The following is a 25,420-nucleotide window of genomic DNA, read 5'->3' as shown; positions in this document are numbered from 1 at the left end:
GATGTCACTCAAAGGGCCAATGAATTAACCAAGGCTTCTGGCGTACTTACGCTCCAGAACCCGGTAGTAAGTGAGCATCACGATCAGATTCGCGACCAGCAGCAGGAGCGCGATGGTCGCGCCGAGCGGCCAGTTGAGCGAGCCGAGGAATTCGTCGTAGACGGCGGTGGCGGCGACTTTCAGACGTCGTCCGCCGAGCAGGCCCGGAATCGCGAAGGCGCTCGCCGACAGGCCGAACACCATCAGGCTGCCGGACAGAATGCCCGGCGTGAGTTGCGGCAACACGATCCGGCGCAGCACGGTGGCGGGCGACGCCATCAGCGACAGTGCGGCGTTTTCCGTATGCGGGTCGATTTTTTGCAGCGCGGTCCACACCGGAATCACCATGAACGGCAGCATCACGTGGACGAGCGCAATCACGATCGCGAAGGTCGTGTATTCGAGCTTGTAGGGTCCGAGGCCGATCAGACCGAACGCCTGATTCACGAGACCGTTGCTGTTGAGCAGCATGCTCCAGCCGAACGCGCGCACCACCACGGAGACCAGCAGCGGCGCGAGAATCACCAGCAGGAACAGCGAGCGGTACGGGTCGCGCATGCGTGACAGCACATACGCTTCCGGCGTGCCGATCACGATGCATAGCAGCGTGACCAGAAACGCAATCCCGAAGGTACGCAGAAAGATCGTGTGGAAATACGAGGAGCCCAGCACTTCCGCGTAATTGCCGAACTGGAACGCGGCCAGCGGCCCGCTTGCCGGGTCGAAGCGATAGAAGGTCAGGACCAGCGTCATCACGAGCGGCACCAGCACCAGCGTCGCGAACAGCAGAAAGGCCGGCGCACACATCAGCCACAGCGGCAGGAATGCATGCCAGGGCGCGCGCCGCGCGTCGCGGGTTCGCGTGTTGTTCTTGTCGGTCGCGGGGAGCGTGCTAGACATGTTGCGCGTCCCGTTGAATGAAGCGGATCGCTTCGCTGTTCCAGTCCACGCCGACCGCCGCGCCTTCCGGCAGCGGCTCGGTACCTTCGTTCTGACAGCACACCAGCACTTCGCCGAGCCGGCTGTCGAGGCGATACAGCCATTGGCTGCCAAGGAAGAAACGGCTCGTGACGGTGGCCGGCACGCGTCCGGCGTCCGGCGCGCACAGGCGCAGCTTTTCCGGACGAATGCACAAGGTCACCGCGTCACCTACGCCGACCGCGCGCTCGCGCGCCGGCAATTGCGCGGTGCGGCCGGTTTCTTCGATATCGTGACCGAGGTCGATACAGATCGACTCGCCGTCGCAGGCCACCACGGTGCCCGCCAGCATGTTGGCCTTGCCGATGAACTGCGAGACGAAGCGGTTTTCCGGGCGCTCGTACGCTTCGTACGGCGTGTCGATCTGCGTGATGCGGCCGGCTTCCATCACGACCACGCGATCGCTGATCGACAGCGCTTCCGACTGGTCGTGCGTGACCATGATGGTGGTCGTGCCGATCTTGCGCTGAATGCTGCGCAGCTCGAACTGCATGTCTTCGCGCAGCTTGGCGTCGAGATTCGACATCGGTTCGTCGAGCAGCAGCACCGGCGGCGCGATCACGATCGCGCGGGCAATCGCCACGCGTTGCCGCTGACCGCCGGACAGTTCGCGCGGAAAGCGGTGCGCGAGCGTGTCGAGCCGCACCAGCGCCAGTGCTTCGCGCACGCGCTCCTTGCGCTCGGCTTTGTCGACGTTGCGCATTTCCAGCCCGAAGCCGACGTTCTCCGCCACGCTCATGTGCGGAAACAGCGCGTAACTCTGGAACACGATGCCGAGGCCGCGCTTATTCGGCTTCATATGCGTGATGTCGCGGCCGTCGAGCGTGATACGCCCGCGCGTGGTCTCCACGAAACCCGCGATCATCTGCAAGGTGGTGGTCTTGCCGCAGCCGGACGGCCCGAGCAACGAAACGAACTCGCCTTTTTCCACCGACAGGTTCACGTCGGCGACAGCGTGCAGATCGCCGAACGATTTCGTTACGTCCGTGAGTGTGAGGAACGACATGATTCTCGCCTTTGGATGAGTCGACACCGGATCGAGCGGAGATTGCCTCGATGAAGCCGACTCTAGCTAGCCAAATTACGAGGCGTCAATTTCAAATTCCGATCAACGGTATAAGATTTGAAAAAATTCCGTCAAACGGAATTTGTTTGCGGAATCGTTAAGAATCGTTCCGCTGCGTGACGTACGGAAAAGCCCTATGAATCAGGGTTCGTGATGCGGTAGGCTGGAATCGGCTCACTATTCCGCTACCGGATAAAACGCTTTATAGTGTTCCGGTCAATGAAATAAATGAGAGCAACCTGGATGAAAGCTGCCGCCCAACGAGATACCGACAGCGCTCCGGCGGAAACCGGCGGCGCGCCGGGCCCCGGCATGCTGGAACGCGCGTTCGCGGTGATTCGCGCGTTGTCCGAGGCGCAACCCGACGGCGGCCGCGTCACGCGACTCGCGAAAGCCGTGGGGCTGACGCAGGGCACCGTGCACCGCATCCTGCATGCGCTGATCGCCGAGGGCATCGTCGAGCAGGACGACAATTCCAAGCTGTACCGCCTGAGCGTCGACTTCTTCGCGCTGGCCGCGCAAGCGGGGAACCCGAGCGGCATGCGCACGCTGTGTCGCCCGGCGTTGCTGCGGCTGTGCGCGAGTCTCGGTGACACGATTTTTCTGCTGGTCAAAAGCAGTTTCGACGCGGTGTGTCTCGACATCTGCGAGGGGCCGTTCCCGATCCGTTCGTTCACCGGCGATATCGGCGGGCGCGTCGCATTAGGAGTCGGTCAGGGGAGTCTGGCGATTCTCGCGTTTCTGCCCGAGGCGGAGCGCGAGGAGATCATCCGCTTCAACGTGCCGCGAATTCGCGGCTACGGCGTGCTCGACGAAGTGTATTTGCGCACCGAGATCGAACGCGTGCGGCGACTGGGCTACGCGGCGAACAACACGGGTGTGCTCGACGGCATGGCGGGCGTGGCGGTGCCGGTTCTGGACCGCACGGGCCTCGCGGTGGCGGCATTGAGCGTGGGCACGCTGGCTTCGCGTCTGGGCGACGATCGCCTGCCGATGGTGGTTGAACTGCTGCGGCGTCAGGCCGATGCGATCGGCCCGCAAACCAATCCGTTCGACGTGGCGTTGCGCCGGCCGATGCACGGTTTGTCGCGGGCCATGACCACTTAGAACACCTTCACCGGCACATTCACCACCAGACGGTATTCCATGTTGTTGCCGTCCGAGTAGTGCGACTGCGCGTTGTGCCACATCGCGATGAACGTGATCTTCGTATCCTTGAAGCGTCCGCTTTGCAGCGTATAGCTAGGAATGAAGCCGAACTCGTGATGGTGGCCATGCACCGGTTCGCCGTTCTTCCAGTACAGATTGTGCAACGACGCCGAAGGCGACGCGTTTTCCGCCGCGCCCGCCGACCCATCCGCGTTCCAGCCGTATTGCCCCCAGAACATCGCCTTCAGGCCCGGCAGACCCGCGTACTTACCGTCGAACGTATAGCGCAATTGCAGCGACTGCTCGTGCGGCGCGTTGTAGTCCACGTCCATCGAGTTGGTCAGGTAGATACCGTTGGTTTCGTTGACGTAGTCGAAGAACTGATCGCCGAGCACCTGCTGGTAGCCGAGCAGCAGCGCATGCGGGCCGTGCTGCGCGGAGACCGACACGCTGTACGCATTGCTGTTGATGTGCCCTTGCTTCGACGCGCCGGTGTCGTGGGTCGAATAGATGTTGGCGAGGCCGCTCCACTTGATCGTGGTCGGATCGCCGAACGACTGCGCCACCGAACCGTAGTACTGACGCCAGACGTCGTCGGCCTGATCGACGTACAACGCCATCTCGCCGTTCTTCGCGTAGTGCCACGTGCCGCCCACATAAGTCAGCCGGTCGATGCGCGTGCCGCCGTACGAGGTGGTCAGGTTGCTCAGGTTGGTGTGGCCGCGGGCATCGACCTTGGTGAAGCTACCGGCTTCGAGCGTGGTGTGCACGAGGTCGTTGCTGACCATCGAGACGCCGAGGAAAGTGGGCGGCAGCGCGCGGTTGTCGTGCGGTTCGAGGAACGGGTTCGTGACGGTCTGCAAACCGTACTTCACGACCGTTTCCGAAATGCGTCCCTTGATGTCAACCATGCCGGGATAGGCCCACGCGAGCTGCTGTGAACCGCCGCCGTCCTTGCCGACGTGCACCATGTTGCTGGCGCCGTTGCCGCCGTCGAGCTTCAACGCGGCGAACAGCGACGCATCCACGCCGAAGCCGACCAGACCCTGCGTAAAGCCGGATTCATAGTTGGCTTGCGCGCCCTGGATCCACGCGTGTCGGTAGATCGTGTTGGGCGCCTGGAAGTAGTCGGAGTAATTGCGGAACTGCAGGTTCAGATGACTATCGGCGATAAAGCCCTTGCTGGCAGCCTGGCTCGACGGCGGGCTCGGTGGCTCGACGGTCTGGCTGGCTTCGGCATTGACGATCGCGTTGGTCGTGTCGGGTTGATCGTTACGCACCTGACCGCCCTGATCCGCGCGGCGTTTGCCGGAGGATCTGGCGGACCCATTGGACTGCACCGAAGACTCCGGCGCGTGCGAGACTGAGGGCGTAGGCGAGGGCGACGCTTGCGCGAGCGTCTGGGTTCGCGACGTTCCGGAGGTGGGCTCCGTCACGCCGTCGTCGGCATAAGCACTGGCAGCGAGAGTCAGTGCGGGAAGCGTGACTGCGCAATAAAAAAAGGTGGCAGCTCCGGTTTTTTTTGTCCGGATTTTTGTTCGGCTATCTTTCATTGAGTACGTCTCTGATTATTGTGGTGCTACTTTGGCTGGCGGTTAGCCAGTCCACGCTTATCGCTCGCCTTGCTGATAACAGGGCGAGCGAATCCAGCGGCGCGACGGCCCGTCGCGCCGGGAATACGGTTTTATCGGTAGAAGCTGGGTACGTTTGCGCTGCCTGAGCGCGAGGACTTCAAAGACACTTACTTCGCGAGGTCCCCCACGCGAATACAGGCGACGCGCGTTGCGCTCGCGCCATGCGTGATGGCCTGCGGAATTTCCGAGGCGCAGGCTTCGATCGCTTCCGGACAGCGCGTGCGGAACGCGCAACCGGAAGGCGGGCTGAGCGGCGAGGCGATCTCGCCGCGCAACAGCAGATGACGCCGCGCGCGTTCAACGGCAGGATCGGGAACGGGCACCGCAGACAGCAACGCGCGCGTGTACGGATGACGCGGCGCACTGTAGACGTCGCGCTTGTCGCCGAACTCCATCACGCGGCCGAGATACATCACCAGCACGCGGTGACTGATCGCTTTGACGACCGCGAGATCGTGCGCGACGAACAGCAGCGACAGCGACAACTCCCTTTGCAGGTCACGCAGCAGATTGACGATCTGCGCCTGGATCGACACGTCGAGCGCGGACACCGGCTCGTCGCAGATCACCAGTTGCGGTTCACCGATCAGCGCGCGCGCAATGCCGACGCGCTGACACTGGCCGCCGGAAAACTCATGCGGATAACGGCGCAGATGCTGCGCATTGAGGCCGACGCGTTCGAGCATGGTCAGCACGCGCCGCTGCACGTCGGCGCGGGCCACATTCTGGCCGTGCGTGAGCAGCGGTTCGGCGACGATCTGTTCGATCGTCATGCGCGGATCGAGCGATGCGAGCGGGTCCTGGAAAATCATCTGCACATCCTGGCGCAATCGCGAGGTATCGCGGCGCGCGTTCGGCTGCACGGTTTCTTCGCCGAGCCAGCGCACGCTGCCGCTCGCTACCGGCGTGAGACCGATGATCGCGCGGGCGAGCGTGGACTTGCCGCAACCCGACTCGCCGACGAGCCCCACGGTTTCGCCGCGCTTGACACTGAACGACACGCCGTCCACCGCGCGCAGCGTCGCTTTGCCGGACCACGGATAGCCGCCGCGCGGCACGCCGAATTGCACCTTGAGATTGTCCACGGACAGCAGTGTTGCCGCGTCCTGGTTTGCGATAGGCGTGGCGTTCATACGTGTTGTGCCTCCAGGATTTCGCCGACCGGTTTGAAGCACGCACGCAGCGCGTCCGGATAGCCTTCCACGGCCGCGAGCGGCGGGCGTGCTTCGAGGCAGTGCTCGGTGCAGTACGCGCAGCGCGGCGCGAACGCGCAGCCCTGGCCGACTTCACCGGGCAGCGGCGGATTGCCGGGAATGGTTTGCAACGGCTGGTCGTCATCGTCGTCGGTCAGACGCGGCAGCGCGTTCAGCAGACCGAGCGTGTACGGATGCGTCGGCGCGGCGAACAGCGCGGCGGCGCTCGCCTGCTCGACGGTCTGGCCGGCGTACATCACCATCACGTCATCGCACAGGCCGGCTACGACGCCCATGTCGTGCGTGATCAGAATGATCGCCGTGCCGCGCTCGCGGTTCAGCTCGCGCAGCAGTTCGATGATCTGCGCCTGCACGGTCACGTCGAGCGCGGTGGTGGGTTCGTCCGCGATCAGGATTTCGGGTTCGGAGAGCAGCGCCATCGCGATCATCACGCGTTGCCGCATGCCGCCGGAGAACTCGTGCGGATACATGGCGATGCGGCGCGCGGCGTCGGGAATGCGCACCGACTCCAGCGTTTCGATCGCGCGGCGGCGCGCTTCGCGGCGCGACATCTTGCGATGCAGTTGCAGCGTCTCGGTCATTTGCCGCTCGATCGTCAGGAACGGATTGAGCGAGGTCATCGGGTCCTGAAAGATCATGCCGATGCGGTCGCCGCGAATCTTGTTCAGCGCCGCTTCGTTCATGGTCAGCAGGTTTTCGCCGCGATAGGTGGCGCTGCCCGACACCTTGCCGTTGCCGGCCAGCAGGCCGAGCAAGGCCATCACGGTCTGGCTCTTGCCGGAACCCGATTCGCCGACAATGCCGAGCGTGCGGCCGGCTTCGAGCGAGAACGACACGCGTTGCACCGCGTCGACCGGTGCGCCTTCGCGGCGCGTAAAGCGCACGCTGAGGTCTTTGACTTCGAGTAGGGACATGTCAGCGGTCCTTCGGGTCGAACGCGTCGCGCAAACCGTCGCCGACGAAATTCACGGAATACAGCGTAATGCACAGCATCACGGCCGGGCACAGCAGCAGCCAGGGCATCGAATCGAGTTTCTGCGCGCCGTCCTGAATCAGCACGCCCCAACTCGTCATCGGCTCCTGCACACCGAGGCCGAGGAACGACAGCACCGATTCGGTCAGCACGATATTGGGCACGGTCACGCTCGCGTACACCACCACCACGCCGAACAGATTCGGCACGATGTGGCGCGAGATGATGGAGCGCGAACTCACGCCGATCGCGCGGGCGGCGTCGATGAATTCACGCGAGCGCAGCGACAGCGTCTGGCCGCGCACCACGCGCGCCATGTCGAGCCACGAGAACGCGCTGATGGTGAGCACGACCAGATAGAACGCGCGGCCGAACAGCGTCATCATCAGGATCGCGATCAGCATGTAGGGGATCGCGTACATCATGTCGACGATCCGCATCATCACCGCGTCGACGCGGCCGCCCAGGTAGCCGGCGGTCGCGCCGTACGCGACGCCGATCAGTCCCGACACCAGCGTGCCGAGCAGGCCGACTTCGAGCGACACGCGCCCGCCTTGCAGCGCCCGCGCGAGCAGATCGCGGCCGAGTTCGTCGGTGCCGAACCAGTGCATGTTCTGCCACGTGGGCGGCAGGCTGATCGCGCTCCAGTCGCTGTCGATCGGATTGTTCGGCAGCAGCCACGGACCCACCACGCAGGCGATCACGACCAGCAGCAGCACGATGAACCCGGTGAACGCCGCGCGGTTGCGCACGAAGCGCGCGGCCGCGGTGGCGAGCGGTCCGCGCGAACGCGGTGCGTTGGCAATGGCCGCGAGCGGATCGAGCGCCGCGGCAGCCGTTTGAAGAGAGCGGGCCATGGATCAGTACCGGATGCGCGGATCGAGCCACGCATACGCGAGGTCGACCAGCAGGTTGAACAGCACGGCGACGGCGGTCGTCAGTACGACGAGACCAAGCACGAGGGTGTAGTCGCGGTTGATCGCGCCGTTGACGACCAGTTGGCCGAGACCCGGCAGCGCGAACACCGACTCGGTGACCACGGCCGCCGTGATCGACGAGATGCAGATCGAGCCGAGCAGCGAAACGACCGGCATCAGCGCCGGCTTCATCGCGTGGCGCAACACGATCGTGCGGCCCGGCAGGCCTTTGGCGCGTGCGGTGCGGATGAAGTTGCCCGACAGCACTTCGATCATGCTGCCGCGCATGACACGCGCGATCCCGGCGACGTTGATGATGACGAGCAGTACGATCGGCAGCACGCGATAACGCCACTCGCCGTCGCCCCAGCCGCCGGCCGGCAGCCAGCCCTGGCCTTCGGAAGTCTTCAGCAGGATCGCGAAGATCCACACCAGCACCGGGCCCAGCACGAACGGCGGCACCACGTTGCCGAGGTTGCCGAGCACCATCACGAAGTGATCGATGAAGCGATCGCGCCGCACCGCGGCCAGCGTGCCGAGCGTGACGCCGATCACCAGCGCGATCGGCACCGACACGCCGCCCACGCCGAGACTGACCGGCAACGCCTTCCAGACCAGATCGTTGACGCTCCAGTCGGCGTAGCGGAACGACGGGCCGAGGTCGCCGTGCAGCAACGCACCGAGGTAGTGGAGGTACTGCAGCCACAACGGTTCGTCGAGGTGATACTTGGCGTTGAGGTTCGCCATCACGGCCGCCGACAGGTGTTTCTCCGTGTCGAACGGGCCGCCCGGGGTGAGATGCAGCAGCAGATAGCACGCGGTGATCACGGCGAGAATCGTCGGGATCGCCCAGAGCGTGCGGCGCAGCGTGTAAGCCAGCATGACGGTGCTCCCGCGCTTAGTGCTTGATCAGATACATGTCTTGCGTGGCGCGCATGTCGAGGTAGTTGGTCGACTTGTAGCCGCCCACGTACGACTTCACGAGGCGGTCCGCCGAGTACTGGAAGAGCGCGACCAGCGGGTAGTCGTTCATGGCCAGATCGTGCGCCTGCGTGAGCAGCGCGGTGCGTTTCGCGTCGTCGAGCTGCTGGTTGCCTTCGTCGATCAGCTTGTCGACCTGCGGGTTGCAGTAGTGTTGATCGTTCTGCACGCTGTTGCAACGGATCAGATCGAGGAACGAGTTGGCGTCGTTATAGTCGACGAACCAGCCGTCGCGCGAAGCCTGCACCTTGCCGTCGTGGCGTTGCTTGAGCAGCACCTTGAATTCGACGTTTTCGAGCTTGGCGGTCACGCCGAGCTTGGTGCGCCATTCCGAGGTGGCGAACAGCGCGACCTTCTTGTGCAGGTCGTTGGTGTTGTAGGTGAGCGTGAAGGTGAGCGGCTTCGCGTCCGAATAACCGGCGGCCTTCAGCAGGTTGCGCGCGTAGTCGACGCGCTTGGCCATCGGCCAGCTCGCCCAGTCCGGCGTGAACACGCCCGCGCCCTGGGTGCCCTTGGCGATCAGGCCGTACATGGGCACTTCGCCGTCGGCGGTCAGACGCTTGGTCAGCAGGTCGCGGTCCAGCACCATCGCCAGGGCCTGGCGTACGCGTTTGTCCTTGAAGGCGGGGTCGTCGTTATTCAGGCTGTAGAAGTACGTGGCGATCTGCAGGCCGGTTTTCAGCTCATCGCCTTGGCTCTTGCTCACCTGCGCATAGATGCCCGACGGAATCGCGTACGTGTAGTCGAACTGGCCGGCCTGGAACATGCGCATGGCCGTTTCGTCGTTTTCGATCGGCAGGTAGGTCACTTTCGCGATCACGACCTTGCCGGCGTTCCAGTACGTCGGGCTTTTGGTGGCCACCAGACGGTTGCTCGGCTGCCAGTCCGTCAGCGCGTACGCGCCGTTGCCCACGAAGTTGCCCGGGCGCGTCCACTCGCCGCCGAACTTCGTCACCACCGCGCGATTGACCGGGGTCATCGGCGCCATGGCGACCAGTTGCGAGAAGAAGGCGGCGGGCACTTCGGTCGTGACTTCGAGCGTGTACGGATCGACGGCGCGCACACCTAGGCTCGTCAACGGCGCCTTGCCGGCGAGAATCGCCTTGGCGTTCTTCACGAATTCGACCAGCACCGTGTACTTCGAACCGGTCTTCGGATCGAGCACGCGTTGCCACGAGTAGACGAAGTCCGCCGCCGTGACCGGCTGACCGTTGCTCCAGCGCGCATCGTGGCGCAGCTTGAAAACCCACGTGGTCGGCCCGGTGCGCGTCCACGACTCCGCCACGCCCGGCACGATCGCGCCGCTCGCGTCCATCCGCGTCAAACCTTCGAACAGGTCGAGTCCGATCGTATTGCCGGTCCACGATTCGATATGCGCGGGGTCGAGCGATTCGGTTTCGGTCGGCACCTGGCGGGTCATCTCCTGGCTGGCAGCGAGGGTGACGCCGGCGGGCACCGTGACGGCGAAGGCGGAGGGCTGAAACGACAGGACGAGCGCGGACAGCGCCGTCGCGAGGACGAACGGGGTTTTCATCGGATGAGATCGCAGGAAAGGTCGAGAGAAGAACGCGCTGGCGCCGGGGCGCCCGGTTTATCCGCGGTGCTCGGGCCAGGGCGGCCCTTGTTGCTTGTCCGACATACAGGATTCCTTACATTTTGTAATGCAGGCAAACCCTGGCCGGATCAACCGGAAAAGGCGCCTGCCCCTTAAAACAGTCTTGGCGTGCCCACCCAGACGACGACCGACTCGACCCGAGCCGTGTTCACCCAGCTGTGCGGCACCGTCGATTCGTAATGCGCGCTGTCTCCTGCGTGCAACACGAACGTCTTGCCTTCCAGCGTCAACGACACCTCGCCGTCGATCACATACACAAACTCTTCGCCGGCATGCGTGGTTACTTCGGAGCGCTTTTGCCCGGGCGGCATCCTCACGAGGATCGCTTCGAGCTGACGGCCGCCCGTCAGATTGGTCAATCGAGCGAACAGATTGGCCGAGTCCGCAAAACCGAAAAACTTCAACTGCTCGCCGCGGCACACCGAGCGTTCTTCGCTAGGCGTGTCGACGAAATACTGCACCGTGACCCCAAGTGCGTGAGCAATACCGGCCAGCGACGTGATGGACGGCGACGCCAGGCCGCGCTCGACTTGCGACAGAAACGGCTTGGAAATTCCCGCGGCGGTTGCCGTGTCGTCCAACGTGCGCTTGAGTCGATGCCGAAGTGCGCGGATCTTGCTGCCGATTTCGAGTGCCGGATTGCTCTTTTGAATTGTCGTGACCATAGCAGGAGGAAATTAGCCCGTCAAAATTTGTTTGATATAAGTAAATATGGTTTGATTGCGGTCCCGGCTAGGGCAGTGGGCCGGTTTAGCCCTCCGGGACGCAAGAGCCCGCATTTTGGAGACAACACTCTATGTTGCCAGAACCGAAAACCCGCGAGCCAAATCGACCGGATTATTGTGAAAAAGAAGCTATGAAGCCGGTAAAAGTTGCGGTTTGAGATGGCGATTCAGGCATTTATGCAGTGCGAGTATCAGGAGGAGTAAACCTATGACATCAAAGACTATTTTGGTCGGCGTCGGTCTTTATGGTGAAGATAGTTGGCGTGTAAGGGCAAGTAATTGACTCCGATTAGGTGAATTCCCTGAGTGACGCGAGATGCTTCTATTCGGAGAATCTGCCCCGCCCGGCGAACGGCGTGCGCATGACCATCCCATGCGAAGCCTGCCGCTGTTTAACAATCCGCCCGCAGCGATCCTGCAGGGTGGAGCATTGTCCGGTGCGTTCCATCCGAACGGCGGCCGGCTTGAGGACATGACCATCACCACCGATTTTTTCCGCCGCAGGCGCGCAGCCTGCCGCCGCCCGACGGAACCGCTTTGTTCCGCGTGGCGTGCCTCCATCCCATTCCCTGGTTTTTCTGCTGGTATCGGCGCATGAGCGTTCCCGCACGCGCCGAACAATCCGCGAGCGCGCAAGCCGCGTGTTTCGCCGACCGTTTTTCCAGATCCAGTTTTTCGCGTTGCGCGGCTAGTTCGCGCGACGCTGCAACCGTTTGAACAAGAGGTACACGATGATTTCATCCAATCCGCCCGGCGCACGCGTCTCGCAGACCCGTTCGTTTTCGACGGTCTTTCTGATCGAACTGTGGGAGCGCTTCGGCTACTACGGCATGGCCGCACTGCTGGTGCTGTTCATGATCGACAAGCTGGGCTTCACCGACAGCCACGCCACGCTCACGTGGGGCGCGTTTACAGCGCTGGTGTACGCGGCGCCGTCGATCGGCGGCTGGATCGGCGACAAGATTCTCGGCGCGCGCCGCACGATGATCTTCGGCGCCGGTGTGCTGTCGGCCGGCTATTTCATGCTGGCGATGCCGAACGAGCAACTGTCGTACATGTTTGCGTCGCTCGGCGTGATCGTGGTGGGCAACGGGCTCTTCAAGGCGAACGCCGCGAACCTCGTGCGCCGCATTTACGAAGGCGACGACGCGCGTATCGACAGCGCGTTCACGATTTACTACATGGCGGTCAACATCGGCTCGACGGTGTCGATGCTCGCCACGCCGTGGATCAAGGACCATTGGGGCTGGCACACGGCGTTCGCGGTCTGCTGCGCCGGCATGCTGCTGTCGATGCTCAACTACTTCATCATGTTCCGTACGCTCGCGCATATCGGTTCGGCGCCGGACGCCGAGCCGGTGCGCTGGAAGCGCGTCGCCGCGGTGGCGCTGGGCGGCATCGTGCTCGGCACGGTGACGATGTTCGTGCTGCAGCACAAGGCGATCGCGGTGGCGTGCGTGTACACGGCGGGCATCGCGATTCTGGCGATCTTCGGCTACATGCTGCTGAAGTGCGAACGCTCGGAGCGCTCGGGTCTGCTGGCCGCGCTGATTCTCACGGCCCAGGTGATTCTGTTCTTCGTGTTCTACGTGCAGATGTCGACCTCGCTCACGCTGTTCGCGCTGCGCAACGTCGATCCGCGCTTCATTCTGTTCGGCCAGACGTGGTTCACGTGGAGCGCCGCGCAGTTCCAGGCGCTCAATCCCATCTGGATCATGCTGCTGAGCCCGCTGCTCGCGCTGCTCTATACGAAGCTCGCAAAGAACGGCAAGGACGTGCCGGTCGCGGTGAAGTACGCAGTCGGTTTCGCCGTGGTGGCAGCCGGTTTCTTCGTCTATGCGGCGAGCGGTAACTACGCGGTGAACGGCCGCGTGTCGTCGTGGTTCATGGTGGGCGGCTACGGTTTGTATTCGCTCGGCGAACTGCTGGTGAGCGGCCTCGGCCTCGCGATGATCGCGCGCTATGTGCCGGCACGGATGAGCGGCTTCATGATGGGCGCTTACTTCGTCGCGACCGGCGTATCGCAGTATCTGGGTAGCGTGGTGGCGAATTTCGCGCAGATGCCGGCCGGCAATCTGGACCCGCTCGAATCGTTGCCGCTCTACACCAAGCTGTTTACCGGCCTCGGCTGGCTCGCGGCGGTGGGCGCGCTGGTGGCCGTGCTGCTGTTGCCGCTGATGCGCAAGCTGTCGCGCGAACATCAGCGTTGCACCGACGAAGCGCGTGCGGACGCTCGTCAGAATGCAGCGATGAGCGGCGCGGTGGCGGAGTAATCCGCACGAGCGTGGCGCATGGCGCGAAAGCGCTTTAGTACCGACGTAAAAGCACGCTAAAGAAATGGCACACCTTGCCTTGCAAGGTGTGCCATTTTGCTTTTCAGGCCGTGCCTGGATGAAATTGTCCTTATCGTAGATGTCCGCGCTTCGCAGGCGACGGCGGAGGTAAGCTTACGGCCGTCAATGGTCACTCGACATCACCCTTTGCCGCATCTTCAAGGTAACCAATCGGATGGACATTCATATCGTCGTCGAGGGACATCACGACCTGTCCGGACAGATCTATCGCCAGTTGCGCGCGGGTATTCTCGAAGGCCGTCTCGGCGGCGGCACGCGCTTGCCCTCCACGCGCGATCTCGCCACGCAACTGGGTGTGTCGCGCAAAACCACGCTCGACGTGTTCGAGCGGCTACTTGCCGAAGGTTATCTGAGCGCCCGCGCCGGTTCGGGCACCTTCGTTGCCGACGGCCTCGAGCGTTTGCCGGTGGCGCGCTCCGCGCAGGCACGCGATGTGGAAGCGGCCCGCGAGCGCACGAAAGCCGGCGCCAGGACCGCCGCGCGCGCCCGGCCGCTGTGGGACGAGCTGCCGCAGAGCTTGCCCTTGCCGCGGCCTACGGTGCCGTCGCCGCACGATTTCATCGGCGGCGCGACCGACAAGACGCTATTCCCGTTCGACGTCTGGCGCCGCTGCGTGAACCACGCGCTGCGGTCGCAGGCGCGCAGTCCCGGCACCTATCGCGAGCCGGCCGGCGAGCAGGCGTTGCGGCTCGCGATCTCGCGCTACCTCGCCTTCGACCGCGCGGTGTCGAGCAACTGGGAAGACGTGATCGTCACGCAAGGCGCGCAACACGCGCTCGATCTGATCGCGCGCATCATGCTGGGCCCGGGCGAAATCGCGGCGCTCGAAGACCCCGCTTATCCGCCGGCGCATGCCTGCTTCAAGGCGACCGGCGCGAGCGTCGTGCCGGTGCCGGTGGACCGCGAAGGCCTGATCGTCAGCAAGCTGCCGGACAAGGCGAAGCTCGTCTACGTGACGCCCTCGCACCAGTTTCCGCTCGGTATGCCGATGAGTCTGGAGCGCCGCGTCGAGTTGCTCGAGTGGGCGCAAAAGCGCGGCGCGGTGATTATCGAAGACGACTACGACTGCGAGTACCGTTTCGAAGGCCGGCCGATGGAGCCGCTGAAAAGCCTCGATCGCGCGGGACTGGTCGCCTATGTGGGGACGTTTTCGAAGACGATCTTTCCGGAACTGCGCGTGGGTTACGTGGTGCCGCCCGCGTCGCTCTATGGCGCGCTGCTCAAGGCACGCCAGATCGTCGACGGACACGGTTGCACGCTCACGCAAACCGCGCTCGCGACGTTCATGCTCAACGGCGATTTCGCCAAGCATCTGCGGCGCACGCACAAGGCCTACGCCGCGCGTCGCGCGATGTTGCTCGAACACTTGCATGGCGACCTTTCGCGCTGGTTCGAGCCGATCGTGCCGACCGCCGGCATTCACATGGCGGCGCGCCTGAAAGCACCGCTGACGGAAGACGCTGTGATCAGCGCGGCGCGTGACGTCTCGGTCGGCGTGTACGGGCTCGCGCCATTCCATCTGCGCGTGAAGCCGCAGGCGGGGTTGATCTTCGGCTACGGCAGCATCGCGGTCGAGCACATCGACGCCGCGCTTACGAAGCTCGCCGCTGTGCTGCCGCGTCTCGCGCGATAACACGATCGCGCTAACTTGAACATTACTTAAGCCTATCTAATTCCCTACAAATCAGTGTCACAAAGCGGCCTTACGCTGGCGCCTCTGTAATTGTTTGTAATGAAGGCCGGTCTCACAACCCGGCACAACAACACAACAAACCGGAGGGCAGTAAGGATGCGAGTGAAGTCGACGGCAGGACAAGGGCTGCGTACGCGCGGCACGGTGGGCGCGTGGGGTGCATGGGGCGCCGTAAGCGCATTGAGCGCGATCGGTTTGAGCGCGTGCGGCAGCAATCTCGACGCCGCGCCGCCGCAAGCGGCGGTGGCGAACGGCACGACCGCGACGCTCGCGTTGCTCGAAACGACCGACATCCACACCAATCTGCTCAGCTACGACTACTACAAGCTGGCCGAGGACAAGTCGCTCGGTCTCGAGCGCACGGCGACGCTGATCGCGGCGGCGCGCAAGGAATTCCCGAACACGATGTTGCTCGACGACGGCGACACGATCCAGGGCACCGCGCTCGCGGATTATCAGGCGCAGGTGGCGCCGGTCGATTGCAAGACCACGCTCGGTGTCTACAAGGTGATGAACCTGCTGAAGTACGACGCGGGCACGATCGGCAATCACGAATTCAACTACGGCCTGCCGTTCCTCGCGCAGGTCACCGGCAATACCTTCGACGTGCCGAACATGAGCCCGGTGGCGTCGCAGCCGACCTGCGCGGGACCGCAATTCCCGCTGGTGCTCTCCAACGTGCTCGGCGCGAAATCGCAGCAGCCGATCTTCAAGCCGTACACGATTCTCGAGCGCACGCTGACCGCGAAAACGCCCGACGGCAAGACCGTCAGCGCGCCGGTGAAGATCGGCGTGATCGGCTTCACGCCGCCCGCGATCATGGCGTGGGATAAGCGCTGGCTCGATGGCAACGTTTACACGCAGGGCCTCGTGGAAAGCGCATCGAAGTACGTGCCGGAAATGAAGGCGAAAGGCGCGCAGATCATTGTCGCGATGTCGCACGGCGGGCTCGACAACTCGACCTATTCGCCGTCGATGGAAAACGGCAGCTACTATCTGTCGAAGGTGCCGGGCATCGACGCGATGCTGATCGGCCATTCGCACCAGGTGTTCCCCGACAAGAACAGTACGGTCTCGCAGTTCAATCTGCCGGGTGTCGACAAGGTGAAGGGCACCGTCAACGGCGTGCCGACCGTGATGGCGAATTTCTGGGGCAAGCATCTCGGCGTCATCAAGCTCGCGCTGAACTATACGAACGGCACGTGGACCGTGGACCGCAATGCGAGTACCGCGGAAGCGCGCCCGATCCAGAACGCGGATAACAGCTACGTCGCGGTCGATCCGTCGATCTCGCAGGCGATCGCGGCGGAACACGCGGCGACCATCAACTATGTGAAAACGCCGATCGGCGCGACCGATTTCCGCATGACCACCTACTTCGCCGACGTGGGCGACGTGTCGGCCATCGAGATCGTCAACCAGGCGCAGGCGGCGTACACGCAGGACTACATCAGCGCGAATCTGCCGCAATATGCGGGCATTCCGGTGCTGTCGGTGAGCGCGCCGTTCAAGAGCGGCTTTGGCGGCGGCAACGATTTCACCGACGTCGCGCAAGGCAACGTGGCGATCAACAACGCCGCCGACCTCTACCTGTACCCGAACACGATCTACGCGGTGAAGGTGACGGGCGCCGGTCTGAAAGCGTGGCTCGAAACCGCCGCCCAGCGCTTCAACAAGATCGATCCGGCCAACACGGCGGCGCAGGCGCTGGTCAGCAACTATCCGGGCTACAACTTCGACATGATCACGTCGAAGGATTTCAGCTACGAGATCGACGTGACGCAAGCGGTGGGCAGCCGGATCCGCAACCTGAAATATCAGGGTGCCGCGATCTCTGACACGCAGTCGTTTATCGTCGCGACCAACAACTATCGCGCGAGCGGCGGCGGCAATTTCCCGGGCCTCGACGGCAGCAAGACGATTTACGCGTCGCCGGATGCGAGCCGCGACGTGCTGATCGCGTACATCAAGAAGGTGCAGGCGATCAAGGCGGCGAGTAACGGCAGCGATCGAAGCTGGCGCTTCACGAAGGTCGCGACCGCCGGCCCGGTGACGTTCAAGGCGGCGCCGAATCTGGTGGCGCTCGCCCAAACCAACGGCATTGCCAACGTCGCGCAGATCCAGGCCGACGACGGCACCGGCAAGGGGCTCGCGGTCTACTCGGTGAACCTCAACCAATGAAAGCGCGCTTCTCCTTGACGCTGGCGGCGGCCGTCGCGATTTGCGCCGGCACGCTCGCGACGGTGGCGGCCACTCACGTGTCCAACGCGCAGATCGACGACTGGCAGATGCAGGGCACGTCCACGCATGCCGCTTCGCCGGTGTGGCGGTTGCGGCTGACGGCGGCGTTCGGCAACGCGGCGGCGCGCGAGGCGCTGGCCGACGTGCTGGTGAGTTCGGCGCAACTCGACGAGCGCCGCGAAGGCGTCGAGTTGTATCGGCAACTTGCGCTCGACGGCGCGCCTGACGCGCAAGCCACGCTCGGTCACTTGCTGCTGCGCGGCTTGCCCGGCATCGCGCCGGACTATGCGGAAAGCCGCCGCTGGCTCGCGCCGGCGGCGCTGCGTGAACCGGTCGACGCCCAGGCCGCCTACGATCTCGCGACGCTTTATCGCAACGGCTACGGCGTCGCGCGTGACAACGCGCTGGCGATTCATTGGCTGACGCGGGCGGCGCAAGCCGGTCTGCCGCTCGCGCAATTCCAGCTCGCCAACGAGTATCGCTTCGGCACGACGCTGCCGCACGACGACGCGTCAGCGCTGCAATGGCTCACGCGCGCCGCCAATGCGGAGTTACCCGAAGCCAACCTCGCGCTGGCGATCGCGTATCGCAACGGCGAACTCGGCATGGCGCGCAACGACGACGAATACTGGGCGCACGTAAAGGAAAGCGAGCACGATCTGAAACACGTCAGCCGGCAGTAATCGCGCGTTGAAACCGTCTGCGATTTTCTGTCGCAGATCAAACTTAGCCGCCCCCTGCAGCGTATTTCGCTGCAGGGGGCGTGTTTTTTCCGCTGCGTGACGAGGTGTACGCGGAGGGATAACGCGTAGGCGTAACGCGCGCTTCTGTTAGCTATCTTTTGCCGTTTCGCCGCACCGGATCGACGCGCGGGCGCTACCCGGCCGACACGAAATAGGCCGTTATGCATGTGTCGAAACGGCTTGTAACGTGCGTTACGAGTTGGTGTTGTCGACCCCGCCGACGCACGTTTACCCGCTAAAACAAGCATCAAAACGCGTTTCGCAGTCTGCGCCGCGCAACAAACCTTGGGCGTTATACACAAAAGAGTCGCGCAAATCGTATTAGCGCTTGTAGAATCCGGCGTTGAAGCGTGCACATACCGTGTGCGCTTCGTGCTATTCACTGACCACAACAGGTAGGAGAAACATGCCGACTTCCGCAAAAAAGGTGGCCAAGAAGGCTGCTGCCCCGGTACCCGCCAAGAAGGTTGCTGCAAAGAAAGTTCCTGCGAAGAAAGCCGTCGCAGCTAAGAAGGTCGCCGTGAAGGCGTCCAGCGCTCCGTCGCCGATCAAGGACACCTTCACGAAGGCCTCGCTGGCTGCACACGTCGCTGAACGCGCCGCTGTGGAACCGAAGACTGCCAAGGCTGTTCTGGCCGCGCTCGAAGACACGATCCTCGGCGCAGTGCACAAGAAGGGCGCTGGTGAATTCACGCTGTCGGGTCTTCTGAAGATCGTCGTGCAAGCTGTGCCGGCGAAGAAGAAGCGCTTCGGCAAAGACCCGTTCTCGGGCGAAGAGCGCTGGTTCCCGGCCAAGCCGGCTAGCGTGCGCATCAAGGCACGTCCGCTGAAGAAGCTGAAAGACGCTGCTGCAGGCTGAGCGTGTTTCATGTGTTGGCGAGTTGAGCCTTCGGTGGCTTACCCAAACGGGTTTAACAATCGCTAACGCTTGAGCCGTTCCGCAGTGCAAGTTGTCCGAATCCCCGTGGGTGCGAACCCACGGGGATTTTTTCATGGGCGGCCGTTACGGTTCGCCAATCGCGCCGGCCACGCACCGCGTTGCTGCGGGTGCACCGTACTAGCGCATCATGGGCCACCGCAGTACGATGGCAGCGACGCCATGCCGGCCGGGATGCGCTGTTAGCGTGCACGTGTCGTCGTTTCGCACGCAAAAAGCTCAATGGCATAGCGCTTGCTTGATCGATTGTCGAACACCGAATGCGCAGCGCATTCGCCTTCTATCCGACAACAAGAGCGGGGCGTGACATGCGATGCTATGACGAGATGCGTCATCATGACGATGCCGTGCGGCCACACTACGCGCGCTTTGAGCGGTGGCTGGTGAAGCAGGGCAACGAGGCGATCGCACGCAAGCGTGCGGAAGCCGACCTGCTGTTTCGCCGGGTCGGCATCACCTTTGCGGTGAACGGCGACCTGTCCGGCACCGAGCGGCTGATCCCTTTCGACCTGATTCCGCGCATCATTCCGCGCGGCGAATGGCAAACGCTTGAGGCCGGTTTGCGCCAGCGCGTGCAGGCGCTCAATCTGTTTATCCACGACGTCTATCACGATCGCAACATCGTGCGTGCCGGCATCGTGCCGGCCGAGCAGGTCTATACCAACGCGCAATATCGTCCCGAGATGCAGGGCGTGAATGTGCCGCTCGGTGTTTACGCGCATATCGCCGGGGTCGACGTGGTGCGCGCGGGCGACGAGGGCGAGTTCTACGTGCTCGAAGATAATCTGCGCGTGCCGTCGGGCGTCTCCTACATGCTCGAAAACCGCAAGATGATGATGCGGCTGTTCCCCGAGCTGTTCGTGCAGAACCGCATTGCGCCGGTCGCGCATTACCCGGATCTGTTGCTCGATACATTGCGCTCGGTGGCGCCGGAAGGCGTCGACGATCCGGTCGTGGTGGTGCTCACGCCGGGCATGTACAACTCGGCGTATTTCGAGCACACCTTCCTCGCGCAGCAAATGGGCGTGGAACTGGTGGAAGGCAAAGACCTCTTCGTCGACGACAACTACGTGTTCATGCGCACCACGCAGGGGCCGAAACGCGTCGACGTGATCTATCGCCGTGTGGACGACGACTTTCTCGATCCGCTCGCGTTCCGCAACGATTCGGCGCTGGGCGTGCCGGGTTTGCTGACCGCGTACCGCGCGGGCCGCGTCGCGCTCGCGAATGCGATGGGCACCGGCATCGCCGACGACAAATCGATCTATCCGTACGTGCCGGAAATGATCGAGTTTTATCTCGGCGAAAAGCCGATTCTCAACAACGTCCCCACGTTTCAGTGCCGCAAGCCCGACGATCTGGCCTACACGCTCGCGCATCTGTCCGAACTGGTGGTTAAAGAAGTGCACGGCGCGGGCGGCTACGGGATGCTGGTGGGACCGGCCTCGACGAAGGCCGAAATCGAGTCGTTCCGCGAGCGGCTGATCGCGCGGCCGGCGGGTTATATCGCGCAGCCCACGCTTGCGCTGTCCGCGTGTCCGACCTTTGTCGAAGCCGGCATCGCGCCGCGCCATATCGACTTGCGGCCGTTCGTGCTGTCCGGCAAAACTGTCAACATGGTCGCCGGCGGCCTCACGCGGGTCGCGTTGCAGGAGGGCTCGCTCGTCGTCAATTCGTCGCAGGGAGGCGGCACCAAAGATACGTGGATGGTCGACTGACGCGGTTGTCGACACGCTTGCCGAGGTAGCGCATGCGATTCACGCATGCGCGCAGCCAGCGAATCATGATTCGCCAGGCAGGCAAGCGCGATTGCAACCCAGCGCGCCGGGCAGCACGCAACAGGCAGCATGCTCGCCATCGGCGCATACGGATAACCAGCGCGGGCCTTTTACTTCGACGCAGGCCTCGCGTCATCAGATACGGAACGCCGTCATGCTAAGCCGCACCGCCGATCACCTTTTCTGGATGGCCCGCTACATGGAGCGCGCGGAGAACACCGCCCGCATGCTCGACATCAACCTGAAAGCGCTGCTTCTGCCGCAGACGACCGAACAGGAGGCGCGCACGCAACGTTCGGTGCTGCGCATCTCCGAACTCGAGACCGCGTTCGCGCAGCGCTACGACGAGCCGACCCGCGAACACGTGCTCGATTTCATGGTGGCGGATGCCAACAATCCGTCGAGTATTCACTCGTGTCTGCAGGCCGCGCGCGAAAACGCCCGTGCCGTGCGCGGCACGTTGACAACCGAATGGTGGGAAACCATCAACGACACGTGGCTCGAATTCAACGAGCGCATTGCGTCGGGGCAGGCGGCCAGTAATCCGGGCGCGCTGTTCGAGTGGGTGAAGTTTCGCTCGCACCTGTCGCGCGGCGTGACGATCGGCACCGCGTTGCAGGACGACGCGTTTTTCTTCACGCAACTCGGCACGTTTCTCGAACGGGCCGACAACACCGCGCGGATTCTCGACGTGCGTTTCGCGGACGTCGAACCGAACTCACGCGACGCCGCGCGCCAGCTCGAAGACTTCTATTACTGGACCTCGATTCTGAGTTCGGTGTCGGCGCTGGAGATCTATCGCAAGGTCTATCGCGACGTCGTCACACCGGCGCGCGTGGTCGAGCTGATGATCCTGAACCAGCAGATGCCGAGGTCGCTGCTCGCGTCGCTCGAAGGCGTCTGCGCGAATCTGGCGATGCTGCGCACCTCGGGCTCGAACCAGTGCGAACGGTTCGCCGGCAAGCTGCGCGCCGAACTGGTGTACTCCGACATCCGGCAGATTTTCGAAGCCGGCCTGCACGCCTATCTGACGCAGTTCCTTGCTCGCGTGTTCGAGCTCGGCAATCTGGTTGCGCGTACCTATCTGATGCTGCCAGTCGCCTGACGGAGTTTTCCCATGTACCTGACGATCCGCCACGACACGTCCTATCGCTACGAAGCGACGGTCCATTATTCGATCCAGCAATTGCGTCTGACGCCGGCAAGCGGTGCGTCGCAGGTGGTGCGGCGCTGGAGCATCGACGCGCCGGGCAAGCTCGACGCGACCTTCGACGCCTACGGCAACGTGCTGCATACGCTGGTCATCAACAAACCGCACAACGAGATCCGTCTGCATGTGGCGGGTGAAGTCGACACGATTCCGCTGGTCGACGGACGGTTGCCCGACGGCGTCGGGCCGATTCCGCTCGAACATTTCACCTGTTCGACGCGCTTGACCGAAGCGGACGCGGCGATCCGCGAACTGGCCAACACGGTGCCGGCGCTGGCTAGCGCGGCCAACGTGATCGAACTGTCCGAACAGATCGTGCAGCGCGTGAAATACAACCCGGGCGTGACCGAAGTCACCAGCACGGCCGCGCAGGCGCTCGCGCTCGGTAATGGCGTGTGCCAGGACCATGCGCATCTGATGCTGGCGTGCTGCCGGGCGCGTGGCATTCCGGCGCGCTATGTGAGCGGCTACATCGAACCCGGCGACGTCGAGCACGGGGCGAGCCATGCGTGGGTCGATGTGTGGCTCGACGGCAAGGGCTGGATTTCCGTCGACGTCACGCACGCGGCGTTTGCCAGCGAAATTTACTGCCGGCTCGCGGTTGCGCGAGATTACGAAGCCGCCGCGCCGGTGCGTGGACGCCGGATCGGCGGGCTGGAGGAGCAGTTGAAGGTGTCGGTGACGGTGAGTGGGCAGTTGGCGCAATAGGGCGCTCAGGGGCCGCTGAGGGGCTCTGTGAGCGAACCTCTTGAGCGGCCCGCCGGTGCCTTCAGCGAGCGCCGGCCCACCTATCCATTCAGTTTGAACCCGCCGAAGCCGTAATACGGACGAGAGGCGCATGCGCGCCGCATTACAATAGCGCCGTTCAGTTGGCTTTTTAGCAGGTACCTTTCCCTATGACTTACTGTGTAGCGATGTCCGTCGACGACGGGCTCGTGTTCCTGTCGGACACGCGCACCAATGCGGGCGTCGATCACATCAGCACCGCGCGCAAGATGTCGGTGTTCGAGCAAGCCGGCGAGCGCATGCTCGTGCTGCTGGGCGCGGGCAATCTGTCGCTCACGCAGGCGGTGCTGCACGAGCTGTCCGAGCCGGTCGATCCCACGCTGCCCACGCTCTGGAACGCGCCGACCATGGCCGACGCCGCCCGCGTGATCGGCCGCGCGGTGCGCAGCGTGCATCAGCGCGAAGCGGAGGCGTTGCAGGAATTCGGCGTCGACTTCAATTGCAGCTTTATTCTGGGCGGGCAGATTGCCGGCAACCGGCCGCGCCTGTTCATGATCTACGCGGCGGGCAATTTCATCGAAGCGTCGGCGGTGAATCCGTATTTCCAGATTGGCGAGGCCAAATACGGCAAGCCGATCATCGACCGCGTGCTGACACCGTCCACACCGCTCGACGAAGCGGCCAAGTGCGCGCTGATCTCGATGGATTCGACGCTGCGCTCGAACCTGTCGGTCGGGCTGCCGCTCGATCTGCTGGTGTATGAGAAAGATTCGCTGCACGTCACGCGCTTTGTCTCGATCGACCACGACAATACGTACTTCGAGATGATTCACCGTACCTGGGGCGAGCGCTTGCGTCAGGTATTCGGCGAGATTCCCGATCCGGACTGGCAGGATTCGCCGAACGTGCCGCTGTTGCAGCGCGAGCGTGCGCTGGTGCTGCATCGCGCGCCGGTCGGCGCCGACGGCGTCGAGCATGAACTCGACGCGAAGCCCGCGCAGACGTTGGCGCAGGCGGAAAAGGGCAAGTCACAGCGGCGGTAGATCCGCGGCGCGTCAAGATCAAGGTCCAGGCGCGCGCAACACTGCAACGCGATCCATATCAAGGAAGGTCGTCACGAAGCGCGATAAGCGCTGACTGACGGCCTTTTTCTTTTGCCGCGGCAGCTCGCGTAAGTGCAAAACCTCGGGACGAAAAAAAACCAGCCACCGGCTTGCGCCCGTGGCTGGTTTTGAACTGCGTGGTGCTTCAGCAGTCCGTCAAGTTCAATTAGAACTTGTGGCGGATACCCAGGCTGACGATAGCCTGGTTGATGCTGCTCGACTGGAAGCCATAATCGGCGACCGATGCCGTTGCCGACACGAGCGCGCCTGCCGAACCATTGGCGTTGACGCTGCGTTCGTTGCCGTTCACGTGCTGATACGCGCCGACCAGGTAGACGTCCGTGCGCTTCGACAGGTTATAGTCGCCGCCCAGCGAGATCTGGTGGTACGTTGCCGTCGCTTCGCCGTTGCTGTGCGTGTACGTGTAACCAAGGCCCAGCAAAGCTGCCGGCGTCACTTGATAGTTCACGAAACCTGCACCGACGTTGTACTTCTGCGTCGAACCGAAGCCCGATGCTGCGTCCGGCTTGTACTGAACATTGCTGTAACGCAGGCCGGTCGTGATCGGACCGACTACGTATTGCGCTGCCAACGAAGCGATGCCGATCGACTTGGCCGTCGAGTAAGCTGCGTTTTCCAGGCCGCCGTCGAACGTGCCGTCCGACGTGCCGCCCCAGCCCTTGCGCAGGACAGCCGACGAAGCGTTGTCCATGCGGAAGTAGCCGGCTGCAACGCTGAACGGACCCGTTGCGTACGTTGCTGCGCCTGCCCACGATTGACCCGAGCCCGTTTGACCTGCAACGCCGCCCAGCGCGTACATGCCTTCGAACTGGAAGCCGCCCCATACCGGCGACGTGTACTTCACTGCGTTGTTCGTGCGCGAGCTGTTGTCGTTGTTGTCGACGTCGCCTGCGGTCGTGAACGTGCTGCCCCAGTAGTTGTCAGCCGTCAGCGGCTGAACCAGGTCGACCAGCGGGTCGTATTGGCGGCCGATCGTGACCGTGCCCCATGCGTCGCCCGTCAGGCCGACGTAAGCTTGACGGCCAAACAGCGACGACGTGCCGTTGTAGTTGCCCATCTTGCCGTTATTCGGGTTGAAGCCGCTTTCCAACTGGAAGATCGCCTTCAGGCCACCGCCCAGGTCTTCCGTGCCCTTCATGCCCCAACGGTTGCCTTGAAGGTTGCCTGCAGCCATGTTGTACAGGCTATGGCCGCCAACATTGGACACGTATTGGATCGAGTCATCCAGCACGCCGTACAGGGTAACGCTGCTTTGAGCATGTGCCACGCCGGTGGCGCCGAGGAGCGCCAGCGAGAGGGTAGACAGTGCGATTCGTTTCATCC

Annotated in this window: 21 protein-coding genes; 11 read left to right on the top strand and 10 right to left on the bottom strand. The window is 63.3% G+C overall.

The window, feature by feature from the left end:
- Positions 1–24: 24 nt before the first annotated feature.
- Both HWY05_RS05340 and HWY05_RS05335 read right to left on the bottom strand, forming a co-directional pair.
- Positions 25–939 carry an ABC transporter permease gene (locus HWY05_RS05340; RefSeq protein WP_176057611.1) on the bottom strand — a complete coding sequence of 305 codons (915 nt, stop codon included), beginning with the start codon at positions 937–939 and terminating at the stop codon, positions 25–27.
- Positions 932–2,023, bottom strand: coding sequence for an ABC transporter ATP-binding protein (locus HWY05_RS05335; RefSeq protein WP_035559216.1), 1,092 nt, complete (start codon positions 2,021–2,023; stop codon positions 932–934). Before HWY05_RS05335 ends, HWY05_RS05340 begins: the two co-directional genes overlap by 8 nt.
- Positions 2,024–2,326: 303 nt before the next feature.
- Between HWY05_RS05335 and HWY05_RS05330 the strand changes: the two genes are divergently transcribed.
- Positions 2,327–3,190 carry an IclR family transcriptional regulator gene (locus HWY05_RS05330; RefSeq protein ID WP_035559212.1) on the top strand — a complete coding sequence of 288 codons (864 nt, stop codon included), beginning with the start codon at positions 2,327–2,329 and terminating at the stop codon, positions 3,188–3,190.
- Here the strand turns inward: HWY05_RS05330 and HWY05_RS05325 are convergent.
- From HWY05_RS05325 to HWY05_RS05295, 7 genes are all read right to left on the bottom strand, one after another.
- Complete coding sequence (locus HWY05_RS05325) at positions 3,187–4,785, bottom strand: OprD family outer membrane porin (RefSeq protein ID WP_176057610.1); 1,599 nt, start codon at positions 4,783–4,785, stop codon at positions 3,187–3,189. The genes HWY05_RS05330 and HWY05_RS05325 overlap by 4 nt on opposite strands.
- Positions 4,786–4,973: 188 nt before the next feature.
- Complete coding sequence (locus HWY05_RS05320; RefSeq protein WP_051980989.1) at positions 4,974–5,999, bottom strand: oligopeptide/dipeptide ABC transporter ATP-binding protein; 1,026 nt, start codon at positions 5,997–5,999, stop codon at positions 4,974–4,976.
- Positions 5,996–6,994 (bottom strand): oligopeptide/dipeptide ABC transporter ATP-binding protein, encoded by a 999-nt coding sequence (locus tag HWY05_RS05315; protein ID WP_035559204.1) that lies wholly within the window; start codon positions 6,992–6,994, stop codon positions 5,996–5,998. Before HWY05_RS05315 ends, HWY05_RS05320 begins: the two co-directional genes overlap by 4 nt.
- A 1-nt stretch (position 6,995) precedes the next feature.
- A complete protein-coding gene (locus tag HWY05_RS05310; protein ID WP_051980987.1) occupies positions 6,996–7,910 on the bottom strand; it encodes an ABC transporter permease subunit in 915 nt (304 codons plus the stop codon).
- Positions 7,911–7,913: 3 nt separating this feature from the next.
- Positions 7,914–8,852 carry an ABC transporter permease subunit gene (locus HWY05_RS05305; protein WP_035559199.1) on the bottom strand — a complete coding sequence of 313 codons (939 nt, stop codon included), beginning with the start codon at positions 8,850–8,852 and terminating at the stop codon, positions 7,914–7,916.
- A 16-nt stretch (positions 8,853–8,868) separates the two neighbouring features.
- Positions 8,869–10,485, bottom strand: a complete 1,617-nt coding sequence (locus HWY05_RS05300; protein WP_176057609.1) for a peptide ABC transporter substrate-binding protein — start codon at positions 10,483–10,485, stop codon at positions 8,869–8,871.
- Positions 10,486–10,658: 173 nt separating this feature from the next.
- Complete coding sequence (locus tag HWY05_RS05295) at positions 10,659–11,231, bottom strand: cupin domain-containing protein (RefSeq protein WP_035559194.1); 573 nt, start codon at positions 11,229–11,231, stop codon at positions 10,659–10,661.
- Positions 11,232–11,664: 433 nt separating this feature from the next.
- On the opposite strand from HWY05_RS05295, the gene HWY05_RS05290 reads away from it, so the two are divergent.
- From HWY05_RS05290 to HWY05_RS05245, 10 genes are all read left to right on the top strand, one after another.
- A complete protein-coding gene (locus HWY05_RS05290; RefSeq protein WP_156126750.1) occupies positions 11,665–11,889 on the top strand; it encodes a hypothetical protein in 225 nt (74 codons plus the stop codon).
- Between the two features lie 133 nt (positions 11,890–12,022).
- Positions 12,023–13,564 carry an oligopeptide:H+ symporter gene (locus tag HWY05_RS05285; protein WP_035559191.1) on the top strand — a complete coding sequence of 514 codons (1,542 nt, stop codon included), beginning with the start codon at positions 12,023–12,025 and terminating at the stop codon, positions 13,562–13,564.
- A gap of 235 nt (positions 13,565–13,799) precedes the next feature.
- A complete protein-coding gene (locus HWY05_RS05280; protein ID WP_176057608.1) occupies positions 13,800–15,278 on the top strand; it encodes a PLP-dependent aminotransferase family protein in 1,479 nt (492 codons plus the stop codon).
- Between the two features lie 156 nt (positions 15,279–15,434).
- Positions 15,435–17,519, top strand: a complete 2,085-nt coding sequence (locus tag HWY05_RS05275) for a bifunctional 2',3'-cyclic-nucleotide 2'-phosphodiesterase/3'-nucleotidase (RefSeq protein WP_176057607.1) — start codon at positions 15,435–15,437, stop codon at positions 17,517–17,519.
- Entirely contained in the window at positions 17,516–18,262 is a 747-nt protein-coding gene (locus HWY05_RS05270; RefSeq protein ID WP_176057606.1) for a tetratricopeptide repeat protein, read from the top strand. The genes HWY05_RS05275 and HWY05_RS05270 overlap by 4 nt, the downstream gene beginning before the upstream one ends.
- 466 nt (positions 18,263–18,728) lie before the next feature.
- Positions 18,729–19,181 carry an HU family DNA-binding protein gene (locus HWY05_RS05265; RefSeq protein WP_035559188.1) on the top strand — a complete coding sequence of 151 codons (453 nt, stop codon included), beginning with the start codon at positions 18,729–18,731 and terminating at the stop codon, positions 19,179–19,181.
- Positions 19,182–19,567: 386 nt separating this feature from the next.
- Positions 19,568–20,977 carry a circularly permuted type 2 ATP-grasp protein gene (locus tag HWY05_RS05260; protein ID WP_035559187.1) on the top strand — a complete coding sequence of 470 codons (1,410 nt, stop codon included), beginning with the start codon at positions 19,568–19,570 and terminating at the stop codon, positions 20,975–20,977.
- A gap of 214 nt (positions 20,978–21,191) precedes the next feature.
- Positions 21,192–22,142 (top strand): alpha-E domain-containing protein, encoded by a 951-nt coding sequence (locus HWY05_RS05255; RefSeq protein WP_035559186.1) that lies wholly within the window; start codon positions 21,192–21,194, stop codon positions 22,140–22,142.
- 12 nt (positions 22,143–22,154) lie between these two features.
- Positions 22,155–22,955, top strand: a complete 801-nt coding sequence (locus tag HWY05_RS05250) for a transglutaminase family protein (RefSeq protein ID WP_035559184.1) — start codon at positions 22,155–22,157, stop codon at positions 22,953–22,955.
- 188 nt (positions 22,956–23,143) lie between these two features.
- On the top strand, positions 23,144–24,016 hold the full coding sequence (locus HWY05_RS05245; RefSeq protein WP_035559182.1) for a proteasome-type protease: 873 nt from the start codon (positions 23,144–23,146) through the stop codon (positions 24,014–24,016).
- A gap of 226 nt (positions 24,017–24,242) precedes the next feature.
- Here HWY05_RS05245 and HWY05_RS05240 read toward each other — a convergent pair whose 3' ends face one another.
- The gene (locus HWY05_RS05240) at positions 24,243–25,418 is read right to left on the bottom strand and encodes a porin (RefSeq protein WP_035559179.1); all 1,176 of its coding nucleotides are present in this window, start codon (positions 25,416–25,418) and stop codon (positions 24,243–24,245) included.
- Positions 25,419–25,420: the final 2 nt, after the last annotated feature.

Origin of the sequence: Paraburkholderia sp. BCC1876 (assembly GCF_902833695.1) — a bacterium.
GTDB lineage: Bacteria > Pseudomonadota > Gammaproteobacteria > Burkholderiales > Burkholderiaceae > Paraburkholderia.
Note: the sequence above shows the minus strand (reverse complement) of the source record. Positions and strands in the feature narration are given on the sequence as shown.

Excerpts from the sequence above, each read along its gene's own strand:
- HWY05_RS05265 (WP_035559188.1), top strand. The coding sequence starts at position 18,729 with ATGCCGACTTCCGCAAAAAAGGTGGCCAAGAAGGCTGCTGCCCCGGTA.
- HWY05_RS05320 (WP_051980989.1), bottom strand. The coding sequence starts at position 5,999 with ATGAACGCCACGCCTATCGCAAACCAGGACGCGGCAACACTGCTGTCC.
- HWY05_RS05325 (WP_176057610.1), bottom strand. The coding sequence starts at position 4,785 with ATGAAAGATAGCCGAACAAAAATCCGGACAAAAAAAACCGGAGCTGCC.
- HWY05_RS05250 (WP_035559184.1), top strand. The coding sequence starts at position 22,155 with ATGTACCTGACGATCCGCCACGACACGTCCTATCGCTACGAAGCGACG.
- HWY05_RS05310 (WP_051980987.1), bottom strand. The coding sequence starts at position 7,910 with ATGGCCCGCTCTCTTCAAACGGCTGCCGCGGCGCTCGATCCGCTCGCG.
- HWY05_RS05315 (WP_035559204.1), bottom strand. The coding sequence starts at position 6,994 with ATGTCCCTACTCGAAGTCAAAGACCTCAGCGTGCGCTTTACGCGCCGC.
- HWY05_RS05275 (WP_176057607.1), top strand. The coding sequence starts at position 15,435 with ATGCGAGTGAAGTCGACGGCAGGACAAGGGCTGCGTACGCGCGGCACG.
- HWY05_RS05270 (WP_176057606.1), top strand. The coding sequence starts at position 17,516 with ATGAAAGCGCGCTTCTCCTTGACGCTGGCGGCGGCCGTCGCGATTTGC.
- HWY05_RS05305 (WP_035559199.1), bottom strand. The coding sequence starts at position 8,852 with ATGCTGGCTTACACGCTGCGCCGCACGCTCTGGGCGATCCCGACGATT.
- HWY05_RS05290 (WP_156126750.1), top strand. The coding sequence starts at position 11,665 with ATGCGAAGCCTGCCGCTGTTTAACAATCCGCCCGCAGCGATCCTGCAG.
- HWY05_RS05240 (WP_035559179.1), bottom strand. The coding sequence starts at position 25,418 with ATGAAACGAATCGCACTGTCTACCCTCTCGCTGGCGCTCCTCGGCGCC.
- HWY05_RS05300 (WP_176057609.1), bottom strand. The coding sequence starts at position 10,485 with ATGAAAACCCCGTTCGTCCTCGCGACGGCGCTGTCCGCGCTCGTCCTG.
- HWY05_RS05280 (WP_176057608.1), top strand. The coding sequence starts at position 13,800 with ATGGACATTCATATCGTCGTCGAGGGACATCACGACCTGTCCGGACAG.
- HWY05_RS05340 (WP_176057611.1), bottom strand. The coding sequence starts at position 939 with ATGTCTAGCACGCTCCCCGCGACCGACAAGAACAACACGCGAACCCGC.
- HWY05_RS05245 (WP_035559182.1), top strand. The coding sequence starts at position 23,144 with ATGACTTACTGTGTAGCGATGTCCGTCGACGACGGGCTCGTGTTCCTG.
- HWY05_RS05285 (WP_035559191.1), top strand. The coding sequence starts at position 12,023 with ATGATTTCATCCAATCCGCCCGGCGCACGCGTCTCGCAGACCCGTTCG.
- HWY05_RS05330 (WP_035559212.1), top strand. The coding sequence starts at position 2,327 with ATGAAAGCTGCCGCCCAACGAGATACCGACAGCGCTCCGGCGGAAACC.
- HWY05_RS05335 (WP_035559216.1), bottom strand. The coding sequence starts at position 2,023 with ATGTCGTTCCTCACACTCACGGACGTAACGAAATCGTTCGGCGATCTG.
- HWY05_RS05255 (WP_035559186.1), top strand. The coding sequence starts at position 21,192 with ATGCTAAGCCGCACCGCCGATCACCTTTTCTGGATGGCCCGCTACATG.
- HWY05_RS05295 (WP_035559194.1), bottom strand. The coding sequence starts at position 11,231 with ATGGTCACGACAATTCAAAAGAGCAATCCGGCACTCGAAATCGGCAGC.
- HWY05_RS05260 (WP_035559187.1), top strand. The coding sequence starts at position 19,568 with ATGCGATGCTATGACGAGATGCGTCATCATGACGATGCCGTGCGGCCA.